This window comes from Pseudaquabacterium rugosum (assembly GCF_038066575.1).
Lineage (GTDB): Bacteria > Pseudomonadota > Gammaproteobacteria > Burkholderiales > Burkholderiaceae_C > Pseudaquabacterium > Pseudaquabacterium rugosum.
On the sequence record NZ_JBBUTF010000009.1, the window covers coordinates 55,056 to 68,503 of the forward strand.

The following is a 13,448-nucleotide window of genomic DNA, read 5'->3' on the forward strand; positions in this document are numbered from 1 at the left end:
CCGCGGCGACGCACGCGGCGCATTCGAGGAGGACGACACGGTCGACCGCCAGGCGTGCCCCGTGATGGTGCTAACCTGCCCGTGCTGCAGGACGCTGGCACGGGCCGGCTCCGCATCGCGCCATGGTCTTCCGTCTGTTCTCCTCCCTGCTCGGCCGGGCCGCGCCGACGCCTGCCACCCCCGGGCCGGGCGCCGGCGGACCGCCCTCGATACCCGGCGCGCTGCCCACCCGCAGCGCCCCCCCGCCGCACGCGGCCGCGCTGGCCGCCGCACGCCTGTCCGAGCCGCCCCCCGACTGGTCGCCCACGGCCGAGGTCGGCCATCTGTGCCGCCCGCTGCTGGGTGCCGGCGGCGTGCTGGCCGGGCTGGAGATGGCCCCGCTGGGCGAGCCGGTGCGGCCGCAGTCGCCGGTGCAGCACGCGCAGCGCCACGCGGCCGTGCGGGCGGTCTTCGGCGCGATGCAGTCGGCGCTCGGCCATCACCCGCTGGCACTGGCCGAACTGTCGCTGCGCGACCTCTTCCTCTGCCAGGCCGAGCCGCTGTGCCGGCGCGGCATGTACCTGGTGCTGCGCCCCGACGAGAGCAGCCGCGACACCCGCGCGGTGGCCGCCCTGCTGCGGCGGCTGCGCCAGGCCGGCGCCTGCCTGGGCTGGCGGCCCGAGGACGCGGGCGCCGACGGCCTGCCCGGCCGGCCCGATTTCCTGGCGCTGTCGGTTCCCCAGCGCGACCACGGCCCGGCCTGGGAGAGCGCGATCGGTGCGGCCACCACCGCCTGGCCCGAGCTGCCGCTGCTGCTGCTCGATCCGCTGCCGCTGCCACTGGCCGAACGCCTGCTGCAGGGCCCGGTGGTGATGTCGGCGGCCAGCGTCGGGCTGTGCGAGGCGCCGCTGGGCGCCGATGCCCCCTCGGCCCTGGCGCTGCGGCTGCTGCCGGTGCTGGGCCTGCTGGGCCGGCTCGACGAGAGCCGCGCCCGCCAGGCCTTGCGCCACGGCGATCCGCTGGTGACCCAGCACCTGCTGTCCGAGCTCAACCAGATGCCCGGCATGCCGACCGGCGGCGTCACCACGCTGGCCCAGGCCCGCAAGCGCCACGGCGACGACGCCCTGCGCGAGGCCAGCCTGCGCCTGCTGGCCCGCAGCGCACCACGGCGTCCGGGCACCCCGCTGCTGCACGCGCTGGCGCTGGCCCGCGCCCGGCTGCTGCACCGCCTGGGCCAGCAGCAGCACGAGCCGCAGGCGCCCATGCTCTACGTGCTGGGCCTGGCCACGGTGATCCCCGAACTGCTGCAGGCCGATGTCGACGACTGCCTGGCCCGCCTGCTGCTGCCGCCCGAGGCGCTGGCGGCGATCGCCGAGCAGGAGGGGCCGTGGATGCGTTACCTGACGCTGCTGCGGGCCCTCGAACGCAACGATCTGGTGGCGGTCGAGGCCCTGTCGGCCGGCTTCGGTGGGCTCGGACCGGTGCTGCAGGCCCTGCGCAGCGCCTGGCTCGGGCCCTGACCCGCGGCACGGCGTGACATCGGACCGGCCCTGCCCCATCCAGGCGGGGGATCGGCCACCGCCCGGCCCCGTCTCGCAACATCGGCTTTGCAATCGGCGTACAGAGTGCGGCCGCACGCACACGCCACCGGCCCGCCCTCTCGAACACACGCCATGCACGCGCAGTACCCGATCCCGCTCCCGTTCCCGTTCCAGCGCCCGTCACGTCAGCCCGCGGCCACGCCGGGCCGCGCCCGTCCACTCGCCCTGAGCCTGGGGCTGAGCCTGCTGGCCGCCCTCGGCGCACCGGCGGCCCACGCCGTGACCACCACCAGCGAGGCCTCGGCCTGGGAGCAGGCCGACTACAGCACGCCCTCGCTGCTCGACGGCGTGGCCAGCCTCGTCACCAACACCGGCACCGGCTGCAGTGGCAGCCTGCTGGCCGGCGGCGGCTGGGTGCTGACGGCCGCCCACTGCGTGACCGACGACAGCGGCGCGATCGACGTCGCCAGCCTGAGCCTGAACTTCGCCTCCGGCACGGTCAGCGCCTCGGTCAGCAGCGCCAGCCAGATCATCGTGGCCAGCGGCTGGACGGGCGCGGTCAGCGGCGGCAGCGACCTCGCCCTGATCCAGCTCGACACCGCCATCACCACGATCGCCGGCTACACGGTCTACGACGGCACGCTGAGCGCCGGTCAGGATGTGCTGCTGGCCGGCTACGGCTACACCGGCAGCGGCGACAGCGGCTACACCAGCGGCACCTTCGGCACCCTGCACTGGGGCTACAACGAGTACGACAGCAGCTACGCCGGCAGCACGACCGGCTACAACCTCTACGACTTCGACGACGGCACGCAGACGGCCAATGTCCTGGGCCGGCGCAGCAGCAGCACCGGCCTGGGCGCCGACGAGGCGCTGATCGCCCCCGGCGACTCCGGCGGCGGCAGCTTCGTCGAGGTCGACGGCCAGCTCTACCTGGTCGGCGTGCACTCGTTCGGCGAGAGCGCGAGCGGCGACGTGCTCAGCGGCGTGAACTCCAGCTTCGGTGAGATCGCCGGCGACAGCGTGGTCACCAGCGCCAGCGTGCAGGCCTGGATCGCCGAGGTCACCGCCGTGCCCGAGGCCGGCACGGCGGCCCTGTGGCTGGCCGGCCTCGGCCTGCTCGGCGGGCTGGGGCGGCAGCGCCGCTGCACCGCGGCCCACACCGTCCCGGCCTGAACACCGGCGTTGAAACACGCCGAAAAGAACCGCGACACCATCGAGATGCGCCCCGACCGCCGCCGCGCGACCATGCCGGCACGGTCCACGACAGGACCTCCACCGCTGACGAAGCGAATCCGGAGAACCCATGCGCAAGATGATGATGACGTCCCGTTGGCTGCACCGCGGCCTGCTCACCGGCCTCGGTGTGGTCCTGACCGTCGGTGGCCTGAGCGCCTGTGCCTCGCGCGAGCCCGGCGCCCACGGCCGGAGCGAGGCCCGCATGGGCGAGATGCGCGAGCGCATGATCGAGCGCGTCAGCAGCCGGCTGACGCTCGACGCCGCCCAGAAGGCCCGGCTGCAGACGCTCGCCGATGCCCTGCAGAACGCCCGCAAGTCGGTGCGCGGCGAGGCCGCCTCGCCACGTGACGAACTGACGGCCCTGATCCAGGGCCCGACCTTCGACCGCGAGCGCGCCCGCAGCTGGGCCGAGGCCCGCACCCAGGCGCTGCAGGGCCAGTCGCCGCAGGTGATCCAGGCCTTCGGCGACTTCTACGACAGCCTGAATCCGACCCAGCAGCAGCAGGTGCGCGATCACCTGGCCCGCATGGGCTCGGGCCACGGGGGCTGGCGTGGCTGGCGCGGTTGAGGCCGCCGCGCTGCGCGGACTCAGCCGCCAGGCCCGCGGGCTGGGCACGCGGCTGCTGGCCGGGCTGCCCGATCCGCACACCGAGTGGCTGACGCTGCTGTGGGGCCCACGGTTGGACCGCGCCCACGCGCTGTCGCTGTGGCGCGACAACGCCGCGAGCCGGCCGGCACCGTCGGCGCTGCCCGAGCCGGCACACACCACCGCCACCCCGCTGGACAGCCTGGTCACGCTGCTGCGCCTGGCCGACGCCTGGGACGCGCTGGACACCGGCGCCCAGCAGACGCTGCGCCGCCGCCTGCTGCGCCACCGCCGGCTCTACGGCCGCGACACGGGGCTGGCATCCTGAGGGCCGCCTGAGACCGCGCGGGCGACCACGCCGCCCGCGCGGCTGCGCAAGGCCGTGCGGGGCCGCACCGGCCGCGGCCCGCACGCAACGAAAATCCCCCGATGCCGCGCATCCTGCTGATCGACGACGACGAAGACCTCGGCCCGCCGCTGGCCGCCTATTTCCAGCGCTTCGAGCTGCAGCTGGAGCAGGCGGTGCGGCCCTCGGACGGCCTGCGCCGTCTGCAGCAAGGCGGGCTCGATGCGTTGATCCTCGACGTGATGCTGCCGGAGATGGACGGCTTTGCGCTGTGCCGCCTGATCCGCCGCGACAGCGACCTGCCGATCGTGATGCTGACCGCCCGCGGCGACGTGATGGACCGCGTCGTCGGCCTGGAGATCGGTGCCGACGACTACCTGCCCAAGCCCTTCGAGCCGCGTGAGCTGGTCGCGCGGCTGCAGACCGTGCTGCGCCGCCGCCCGCCGCTGGCCCCGGTCGCCAGCGGCACGCCCTCCGGTCCGGCGCCGGCCCTGCCGGTCTGGCACTACGAGGGCCTGAGCATCGACACCGCGCGGCGCGAGGTGCGCCCGGCCGGCGGCGGCGCGATCGAGCTGACCGGCAGCGAGTACGAGCTGCTGGTGCTGCTGGCCCGTGCCGGCGGCCGCGTGCTCTCGCGCGACGACATCCTGACCGCGCTGCGCGGCCATGAGGCCGAGCTCTACACCCGCGCGGTCGACATCGTGGTCAGCCGCCTGCGCCGCAAGCTCGAACCGCTGGAAGCGATCAAGACCGTGCGCAATGCGGGCTATGTGTTCGCGCTGCGGGCGCTGCCATGACCCGACCGCCGCCGCAGCCGCCGCAGCCGACGGCCCCGCCGGCCGGGCCTGCTGCGCCCCGCCGCCGTCGCTTCGCACAGGAGCTGCGCCAGGCGCTGGCCTCGTGCCGCGGCGCGCGCCGGCGCGTCAGCCACTCGCTGCAGCTGCGCCTGGTGCTGGTGTTCCTCGCGCTGGCGCTGGCGATGAGCGCGGTCTTCCTGATCTCGGCCCAGCGCGCCTTCAGCCTGGGCTGGCGCGAGGCCGCCCGGCCGCTGCTGGCCGACTATGTCGACCACCTGGCCGCCGACATCAGCGACGGCCTGCGCACGCCCGATCTGGCCCGCGCCCGGGCACTGACCGACCGCCTGCCCCTGACGGTGCGCATCGACGGCCCGCGGCTGCACTGGCAGTCCCATCCGCAGACCGGCGAGACGGCCGGTGGCGTTGTTCGCCCGCTGGCCCTGTCGCGCAGCCGCGACGAGGCCGCGCAGGAGGCCTGGCAGGCGCTGTTCACCCGGCGCACCGTCGACGGCCACGTGATGCGTTTCGGCCTCGATGCCCAGGCCTTCGAACGCCGGCCGCGGATGATCCTGCACGCGCTCGGCGTGCTGCTGCTGCTGACGCTGCTGGCCTGGTGGACGGTGCGCCGCCTGCTGCGCCCGCTGGAGGCCATCGGCGCGGGCGCGCGCCGCTTCGGCCGCGGCGAGTTCGAGCAGCCGATCGCCCTGCCCGCGCGCCGCCATCCGGACGAGCTGGGCGAACTCGCGCAGACCATCGACACTATGGGCCGCGACATCCACCGCATGCTGGAGGCCAAGCGCGCGCTGCTGCTGGCCATCAGCCACGAGCTGCGCAGCCCGCTGACCCGCGCCCGTCTGCATGCCGAGCTGCTGCCCGAGGAGGGCCCGCCGGCCGCCTCACGCGCGGCCCTGCTGCGGGATCTGCAGGAGATGGGCGGCCTGATCAGCGACCTGCTGGAGAGCGAGCGCCTGTCCGGCCGCCACGCGGTGCTGCAGCGCGAGCCCACCGATCTGGCGACGCTGTGCGGCGAGGTGCTGCAGGCGCTGTGCGTGCGCCATCCACAGGCCGCGGCCATCCGGCCGAGCTTCAGCGGTCTGGAGGCGCCGCTGGCGGTCGATCCGGCCCGCACCCGGCTGCTGCTGCGCAATCTGCTGGACAACGCCCTGCGCCATGGCCGCCGCGAGGTGGAGCGGCCGGAGCCCGCGACCGAACTGCGGCTGCACGCGCAGGACGGCTGCCTGACGATCGAGGTACGCGACCACGGCCCCGGCGTCGCACCCGAACAGCTGAACCGGCTGGCCGAGCCCTTCTACCGCCCTGACGCCGCGCGGACGCGGTCCGCGGGCGGGGTCGGCCTGGGTCTGTGGTTGTGCCGGCTGGTGACCCAGGCCCACGGCGGCGAGCTGCGGCTGGAGGCCGCAGCGCCCGGGCTGCGGGTGATCGCGACGCTCGGACTCAGTGCAGCCGATCGCGCATGATGGCCTGCGCCACCATCGACTGCGTCAGGCCCCACTGGCCGAGCAGGAAGCCGTAGACATCACGGTCTTCGTCGCTGACCTGTCCATCGGCCGTGATGATGGCCGCGGCCAGCCGGCACACCAGCAGGCGCAGCGCCGGGTCATCAACCTGCTGCTGCAGGCGCAGCATGCGGGCATGGTCGGGCAGACCCAGACCAGAGGCGAAGCGCAGCACCCGCTGCGTGTGGCGCAGGTTCTGCTCGACCAGATCGAGCAGGTGATCGCGCCCGATGCTCAGGCGCTCGCAGGCCTGCAGGCGATCGAGTACGGCGAGCTCCCGCTCATCGATGCGGCCGTTGGCCGACAACACGATGGCCAGCAGGCGGGCGGCCGCCTCGGCGGCCGAGGACAACGCGAAATCCACTTCCGGATCCATGATCAGCCTCCTTGCAGAACAGCCTTGCACGATGCGAGAGCGGATGCTGCCTGTCCGCCACCCGGCCCGACAAGTCAGGAGATCATGATCGGCCCGGCCCGCCCGCATCGGGTTTGACCCGCAGCCATCGCGCACCCGGCCACGGCCACAGGCCGCAGGCCGCCCGGTGGATCAGGCCGCGACCAGCGCGGCGACCGTCAAGGGCTCGGGACGATGGAAGTGGTAGCCCTGGGCCCATTCGACGCCCAGATCGGCCAACAGCCGCGCCACCGGCTCGCTTTCGACGAACTCGGCGACCACCGGCTTGTCGAGCTGGCGGGCCATCTCGACCATCGAGCGCACCAGCGTGCGGCTGTCCGCGTCCTCGTCCATGTGGCGCACGAACAGGCCGTCGATCTTCAGCGTGTCGAAGGGCAGCTCACGCAGATGGGCGAAGGACGCGTAGCCTGAACCGAAGTCATCGAGCGAGAAGCGGCAGCCCAGCGCCTGCAGCGTGCGCATGAACTGGCGCGCCTGCTCCAGGTTGACGATGGCCTCGGTTTCGGTGATCTCGAAGCACAGCTGCTGCGGCCGCAGCGGATGGCCGGCCAGCATACGTGCGATGTCAGCGGCCAGGCCGGGCTCGCGCAGCGTCACGGCCGAGAGGTTCAGCGTGATCTGGTCGATGCGCGCGCACAGCGCGGGCTCGGCGGCCAGCAGCTGGAGCAGGCGGCGCAGCACCCAACGGTCGATCTGCTCGATCAGGTGGAAGCGCTCGGCCTGGGCGATGAAGCGGCCGGGCTCGATCAGCGGACCGTCCGGCCCCCCCTCGTGCAGGCGCAGCAGCAGCTCCAGGCGCAAGGGCATCGCGCCCTCACCGGCCGGCGGGCGCAGGGGCTGCAGGCGCTGGAACCAGACGCTGAAGCGCTCGTGGCGCAGCGCATCCATCAGCGTCAGGGCCCAGCTGGCGTCATCGCGCGCCGCATCTCCGCGACCGCTGCCCGGCCGGTACCAGCAGGGCTCGCCCCGGGCCCGACCTTCGCGACGGGCCCGCAGCGCGGTCTCGTCGGCCCGCTGCATCAGCGCATCGAACGACACCACGGCCGGCTCCAGCGGCACGATGGCCACCGTGGCCTGCAGGCGGAAGGCCTGGCCGTTCCAGCGGAACTCGAAGCGCCCGACGGCCTCCAGGATCAGCCGCGCCAGACCGGCACCGGCATCGCCGTGGCGGTCCTCGGCCAGCAGCGCGAACTGGTCGGCCCCCAGCCGCGCCAGGAAGTCCTCGCGGCCGACCACGCCGGCCAGCAGGTCGGCGAACTGGCGCAGCAGCTCGTCGCCGGCGATGCAGCCGCAGCTGTCGTTGACGAGGCGGAACTGGTCGATGTCGATCAGCATCATCACCGCGCCGCTGCCGCTGCGTTCGGTCTGCAGCCGGGCCAGCCGCAGCGAGGCCTGCTCGTCGAGCGCCTGCCGGTTGTGCAGCCGGGTGACGAAGTCGTGACTGGCCAGGTAGGCGAGCCGGTCCTGCATGTAGCGCCGCTCCTGGACCTCCTGGCGCAGGGCCAGGTTGGTGCGGGTGAGCTCGGCGGTGCGGTCGCGCACCCGCTCCTCAAGTTCGCGGTTGAGCTGCTGCAGGGAGGCCAGCAGCGCCAGCCGTTCGAGCTGGTGGCCGACGCGTGCGCGCACCTCGTCGGCCTGCACCGGCTTGGTGATGTAGTCGACGCCGCCGACCGCGAAGCCCTGGGCCACGTCGTCGGTGCGGGCGGTGACGAAGATGACCGGGATGCCGGCGGTCGACGGATCGGCCTTGAGCCGCCGACAGACCTCGAAGCCGTCGATGCCCGGCGGCATCATCACGTCGAGCAGGATCAGGTCCGGCCGCAGGCGCGCGGCCAGCTCCAGCGCGCGCTGGCCGTGGGTGGCGGCCAGCAGTTCGGCACCGGTGGCCGCGAGGATGTCCTCGAGCAGCGCGATGTTCTGTGGCGTGTCGTCGACGATGAGGATCCGGGGCATGGCGTCGGTCATGGGGTCAGCGGCGGGCGCGGTCTCAGGCCGGGGGGGAGGACAGGCCCAGCCGATCGTCGATCAGGCGCAGCAGCGCGTCGACATCGTAGTCCTGGCACGCCTGGTGCAGCGCAGGCAGCAGGGTCTCGGGCAAGGCGGACGGGTCAGCGGCCGCGGCCTGCAGCTGCTGACGCACCGCGCGCAACTGGCCGTCGGCGGCGGCCGCCCGCAGCTGGTGCAAGGCCTCGCGCTGGGCGGGGCTCGGCACGGACGGACCGGCGCTTCCGGGCGCGACCGCATCGGCCGTGATGGTGGCGGCGGCAGTGGTCGCAGCGGTGGCATCGGAGGGCGCCGCCGGCCCGTCGACGGGACCGTCGTCGATGAAGCGGGCGGCCGCGTGCTCCGCCAGCATGCGGTGGATCTCGCTGAACGGATAGGGCTTGCCGACGAAGTCGTTGAAGCCCTGTTCGATGTAGTGGCGCCGCTCATGTTCGAGGCTGGAGGCCGAGACGGCGATGACCGGCGTGCGGGCCACCGGCTGGCTGCCGGCCCGCAGCTGGCCCAGCATGCGCAGGCCATCGAGCACCGGCATCCGGATGTCGGTGAACACGATGTCCGGCCGGCGGGCCTCGATCAGGCGCAGGCCAGCCAGGCCATCGGGCGCCGCCTCGACCTGGCAGCCGAGCTGCGTCAGCAGGTGCACCAGGATGTCGCGGCTGTGGGCATCGTCCTCCACCACCACCGCGTGCACCGGCGTGGCCGGATCCAGCCGCTGCGGGCCGCTGTCGGCCTCGACGGCCGGCAGCGGCAGCGCCGCGCTGACGCGCGGCAAGGGCAGTTGCAGACCGGCGGTGGTGCCGACGCCGACCGTGCTGGCCAGCGTCAGGTCCCCCCCCATCGCGCGGGCCATGTGGCGGGCCAGCGCCAGACCCAGGCCGGTGCCGCCCTGGTCGAGCCCGGCCTGCCCCTGGCGAAAGGGCGCGAACAGCTGGCCGAGCTCCTGCGGGCCGATGCCCGGACCGTCGTCGCGCACCTCGACGGCGACGCCGTCGCCCGTGCGCCGCACCTGCAGCCAGACCTGGCCGCCCTGCGGGGTGAACTTCACCGCGTTGCTCAGCAGGTTCATCACGATCTGGCCGATCTTGGTGCGGTCGCCATGCACCGGCTCGCGGGGTTCCAGATCGAGGGCCGCGTGCAGCTGCAGCCCGCGCGTGCGGGCACGGTCGGCGAACAGGCGCACGATCTCCTCGCACTCCTGGCGCAGATCGAAGGCCGAGGCATGCAGCTGCAGGCCGCCGGCCTCGATCTTCGACAGGTCCAGCACGTCGTTGATCAGGCGCAGCAGGCGCTGGCCGGCGCCCAGGATGGTGCGCAGGCGCTCGCGGGCGATGTCGGGCAGATCGCGGGCTTCGAGCAGGATCTGGGTGTAGCCGATCACCGCGTTGAGCGGGGTGCGGATCTCGTGGCTCATGTTGGCCAGGAACTGGGTCTTGGCCTGGTTGGCCTGGTGCGCCTGCTGGCTGGCCTGGCGCAGGTCATCTTCCAGGCGGCGGCGCTCGTCGACCTCGGCGGCGAGCTGGCGGTTGCTGTCGGCCAGCGCGGCGGTGCGCAGCTGCACCAGCTGCTCCAGCCCGTCGTGCGCGGCCTGCAGGGCGGCCAGGTGGCGCTGGCGCGTGCGCAGCGTGGCCGAGGTCAGCAGCGTCACCGCCAGACCGGCGGCCAGCACCGCCAGGCCAGCGCCGCCCGGCAAGGGCAGACCGGCGGACCAGGGCGCCTGCACCGACAGCTGCACCAGCCGGTCCGCCAGGCGCAGCAGCTCGCGCGCCTGCGGCTGGCCGGCATGGTCGGCCCGCCACGTCCGGCGGGCGGCGTCGTGCAGGCCAAGCAGACGGCCATCGGCGTGCAGCAGGACATCGGCCGCCGCGGGCAGCTCGCCGCCTTCCAGCGTGATGCTCACGCCGTCCAGTCCGGCGCGCTGGCGGGCCTCGCGCAACAGCCATCCGAGATCGACCGCCGCGCCGATGACGGTGCGCACCCGCTCAGGGGTGAGCGGCTCACCCATGAACCAGTGGCGGTCGGGCACCGGCGTGAACAGCAGCAGCGACGGGGCATCGGAGGCCGTGCGCGCCAAGGAGGCGAACGGCGGGCTGGCATGCGTGCGCCCGCTGGTGTAGGCCGCCTGCAGCGCCGGGGCCAGCAGGGTGTCGGCAGCCAGATCGAGGCCGATCAGGGCCTCGCTGCCCTGGCGCGGCACGACCCGCCGGACGGGAAAATGGTCCCGCTCACCGGCGGCCACACGCGCACCACCGCTGCCGGTGAGCTCGCGCATGGCCTGACCGTCCAGGCCCCAGGGTGAGGCCTCGAAGGCCGCACGCTGGCCCGCCTCGACCCGCGGCATGACGACGAACAGACGCAGCCAGGGGCTGTCGCGCAGGATGACGCGGCCACCCTGCTCGAATTCCTCGTCATCGAGGTCGACGCGGTAGTGCAGATCGCGCAGGCGCTCGAGGTCGCGCTGGGCGGTCTGCAACAGGCCCTGCAGATCGGCGGCCAGCGCGCGCGCCTGACCGGCGAACGTGGCCTGCCGGGTCTGGTGCTGGGCCAGCGAGACGGCCAGCGCCAGCCACAGCGTCAGCCCCAGGCCCAGGCTGTGCACCACCGCGCGCTGGCGCGCGCCGTCCAGGCGGACCTCGTCCCTCCGGCGGGCGACGGACGCCGCGTCGGTCGTGTCGGCCGTGTCCCGCGACGGGCGCACGCCGGGCCAGGCGCAGCCCAGCGGCGTCAGCAGCAGCAGGCCCAGGGCATGGGCCAGCACCGCGGCGCGCACGTCGGCCGCCAGGCCGAGCATCCGGTCGACGGCCGCCAGCGCCGTGGCCAGCAGCAGCACGGTCGCGAACCAGCGCCGCTGTGCGGCCCACCCCGGCGTGCAAGGATCGATGTGCCAGCGCCGGGCCAGCACGGCCGCGCCCAGCAGCAGCAGGCCGTGCAGCGCGGCAACGGTGAAGGCCAGCCCGGGCGACGGTCGCCACGCGGCGGGCCACAGCATCAGGCCGCCCGCCATGGCCGGCACCACCCGCATCAGCAAAGCCAGCCCGGTCAGCCCGGCGCCGGCCACCGCCGTCGACGCCCGGGCCGCAGAGCCCGCCGCAGCGGCCCGGTCGGCGTCCGACACCGCCGGCGCAGCGGCCACACGCCGCAGCACCCAGGCCAGCCCTGCGCCGGTGGACGCCCACAGCAGGGGCTGCGCCTGAGCGCCTGCGCTGTCCAGCAGCATCCAACGGCCGGCCAAGGCGGCCAGCAGCGCGATCAGCAGCAGCGGCAGGACCCGACCGACCCGGCCGTGCGCGCACAGACGCCGCAGCCGCCACGCCAAGGGCCCGAACGTCCTGGAGCACACGGCGGCAGGACCGGAAGGCCTCGGCACAGGCGGCGCCGGAGGGGCGCCAGCGGGGTCGGACGGACGTGAAGACGAGGCCACGGACAGCTTTTGTTACAAAAGCTGTCTAGCGTAGCGGAAAAGTGGCGGAAAACCGCGTCCGCGACACGACGGCCAGGAACGGACACCGCAGACGCGGTCTGCCCCGGACCACGGCCGAGACCCCGGGCACAGCGTCCGGGAACGACCGGCAGGCCCTCACCCGGAGGGCCGGGATCAGGCGGCGCCGAGCAGCCCGCGCGCCGCCAGATCGCGCATCAGCTCACGCAGGCCGTAGGTCCACGGCGTGATCCGGTGGCAGTGGTCGACGGTGTTGACCAGCGCGCCGAGCGCGGGCGTGGCCACCGTGACCACGTCGCCGACCTCGTGGGTGAAGCCGCGGCCCGGACCGTGGCGGTCCTGCGTGGGCGCGAACATCGTGCCCAGGAACAGCATCAGGCCGTCCGGGTACTGGTGGTGCGCGCCGATCGCCTGCGCCGCCAGATCGGCCGGATCACGGCTGATGCGCGCCATCGAGCTGTGGCCCTGCAGCTGATGGCCGTCCAGGCCCTCGACCTGCATCGACAGTTCCAGACCGCGCACCGTGTCGAGCGTGAACGCGTCGTCGAACAGGCGGATGAAGGGGCCGATCGCGCAGGAGGCGTTGTTGTCCTTGGCCTTGCCCAGCAGCAGCGCGCTGCGGCCTTCGACATCGCGCAGGTTGACGTCGTTGCCCAGGCTGGCGCCGACGATGCGGCCGTCGCTGGCCACGGCCAGCACCACCTCGGGCTCCGGATTGTTCCAGGCCGACGACTCGAGGATGCCGACGCGCGCGCCGCAACCGACGGCCGCCAGCACCGGCGCCTTGGTGAAGATCTCGGCATCGGGGCCGATGCCCACTTCCAGGTACTGCGACCAGGCGCCGCGCTCGATCAGCACGCGCTTGACCTCGGCGGCCTGCGGCGAGCCGGGCACGATGTCGGCCAGGTTGTCGCCCAGGATGCCGGCCAGCGCCTGGCGAATGCCGACGGCGCGTGCGGCGTCGCCGCGGGCCTGTTCCTCGATCACCCGTTCGAGCAGGCTGGCGACGAAGGTGACGCCGCTGGCCTTGACCACCTGCAGGTCGCAGGGGGCGAGCAGGCGCACGGCGCCGGCATCGGCATCGGGCCGCGCGTTGCCGTCGCTGGCGGCCAGCACCGTGGCCAGCGGCCAGGTGGCGCGGGCCGGCTCCAGCGGCAGGCTGTCATGGGCCTCGCGCAGGGCGCGCACGGCGGCGGCGGCGTCGGGGCGTTCCAGCAGCTCGGCGCAGGTGGGCGCCAGCGTGGAGATGTCGAGCAGGCGCTCGCCGTGCACGGTGACCAGCACCGGGCCGCTGCCGGGCACCCACAGGCGGCCGATCAGCACCGCCCGGGCGGCATCGGCCGGCAGCACGCGGGCGGGGGTCAGCGCGGCGGCGGCGCCGGGCGGCGTGAGCGCGGCCGGGGTGGCGGTGGCAGTGGCGTTGGCGGCAGAGGGGGTCTGGACGTCGGACATGATGCCGGCCAGCATAGCGCCGGACCTGCGCGTCCCCGTCCGGACTTGCCCGGCCGTCGACGCGTTCCGGCGCCACCCGGCGCGGCGCGGACGCACAGAAGGCCGCGGCCCGACGGTCGGCGGCGCAGGCGCAGGC

The 13,448-nt window shown here is 74.2% G+C and carries 10 protein-coding genes; 6 read left to right on the forward strand and 4 right to left on the reverse strand.

The window, feature by feature from the left end:
• Positions 1-122 precede the first annotated feature (122 nt).
• The 6 genes from AACH11_RS11580 (at position 123) to AACH11_RS11605 (ending at position 5,966) form a co-directional block, all read left to right on the forward strand.
• On the forward strand, positions 123-1,499 hold the full coding sequence (locus tag AACH11_RS11580) for a hypothetical protein (RefSeq protein ID WP_341374387.1): 1,377 nt from the start codon (positions 123-125) through the stop codon (positions 1,497-1,499).
• Between the two features lie 153 nt (positions 1,500-1,652).
• Positions 1,653-2,696 carry a trypsin-like serine protease gene (locus tag AACH11_RS11585; protein ID WP_341374388.1) on the forward strand — a complete coding sequence of 348 codons (1,044 nt, stop codon included), beginning with the start codon at positions 1,653-1,655 and terminating at the stop codon, positions 2,694-2,696.
• Positions 2,697-2,826: 130 nt separating this feature from the next.
• Positions 2,827-3,327: a Spy/CpxP family protein refolding chaperone gene (locus AACH11_RS11590; protein ID WP_341374389.1), complete on the forward strand. Its 501-nt coding sequence runs from the start codon at positions 2,827-2,829 to the stop codon at positions 3,325-3,327.
• Positions 3,311-3,673 (forward strand): hypothetical protein, encoded by a 363-nt coding sequence (locus AACH11_RS11595; RefSeq protein ID WP_341374390.1) that lies wholly within the window; start codon positions 3,311-3,313, stop codon positions 3,671-3,673. Before AACH11_RS11590 ends, AACH11_RS11595 begins: the two co-directional genes overlap by 17 nt.
• Before the next feature lie 101 nt (positions 3,674-3,774).
• Positions 3,775-4,488, forward strand: a complete 714-nt coding sequence (locus AACH11_RS11600) for a response regulator transcription factor (protein WP_341374391.1) — start codon at positions 3,775-3,777, stop codon at positions 4,486-4,488.
• The gene (locus AACH11_RS11605) at positions 4,485-5,966 is read left to right on the forward strand and encodes a sensor histidine kinase (RefSeq protein WP_341374392.1); all 1,482 of its coding nucleotides are present in this window, start codon (positions 4,485-4,487) and stop codon (positions 5,964-5,966) included. Before AACH11_RS11600 ends, AACH11_RS11605 begins: the two co-directional genes overlap by 4 nt.
• Here AACH11_RS11605 and AACH11_RS11610 read toward each other — a convergent pair.
• From AACH11_RS11610 to AACH11_RS11625, 4 genes are all read right to left on the reverse strand, one after another.
• A complete protein-coding gene (locus tag AACH11_RS11610; protein ID WP_341374393.1) occupies positions 5,944-6,381 on the reverse strand; it encodes a hypothetical protein in 438 nt (145 codons plus the stop codon). The genes AACH11_RS11605 and AACH11_RS11610 overlap by 23 nt on opposite strands.
• A gap of 171 nt (positions 6,382-6,552) precedes the next feature.
• On the reverse strand, positions 6,553-8,385 hold the full coding sequence (locus tag AACH11_RS11615; protein WP_341374394.1) for a putative bifunctional diguanylate cyclase/phosphodiesterase: 1,833 nt from the start codon (positions 8,383-8,385) through the stop codon (positions 6,553-6,555).
• Between the two features lie 22 nt (positions 8,386-8,407).
• Complete coding sequence (locus AACH11_RS11620) at positions 8,408-11,761, reverse strand: ATP-binding protein (RefSeq protein WP_341374395.1); 3,354 nt, start codon at positions 11,759-11,761, stop codon at positions 8,408-8,410.
• A gap of 255 nt (positions 11,762-12,016) precedes the next feature.
• Entirely contained in the window at positions 12,017-13,312 is a 1,296-nt protein-coding gene (locus AACH11_RS11625; RefSeq protein WP_341374396.1) for a fumarylacetoacetate hydrolase family protein, read from the reverse strand.
• Positions 13,313-13,448: the final 136 nt, after the last annotated feature.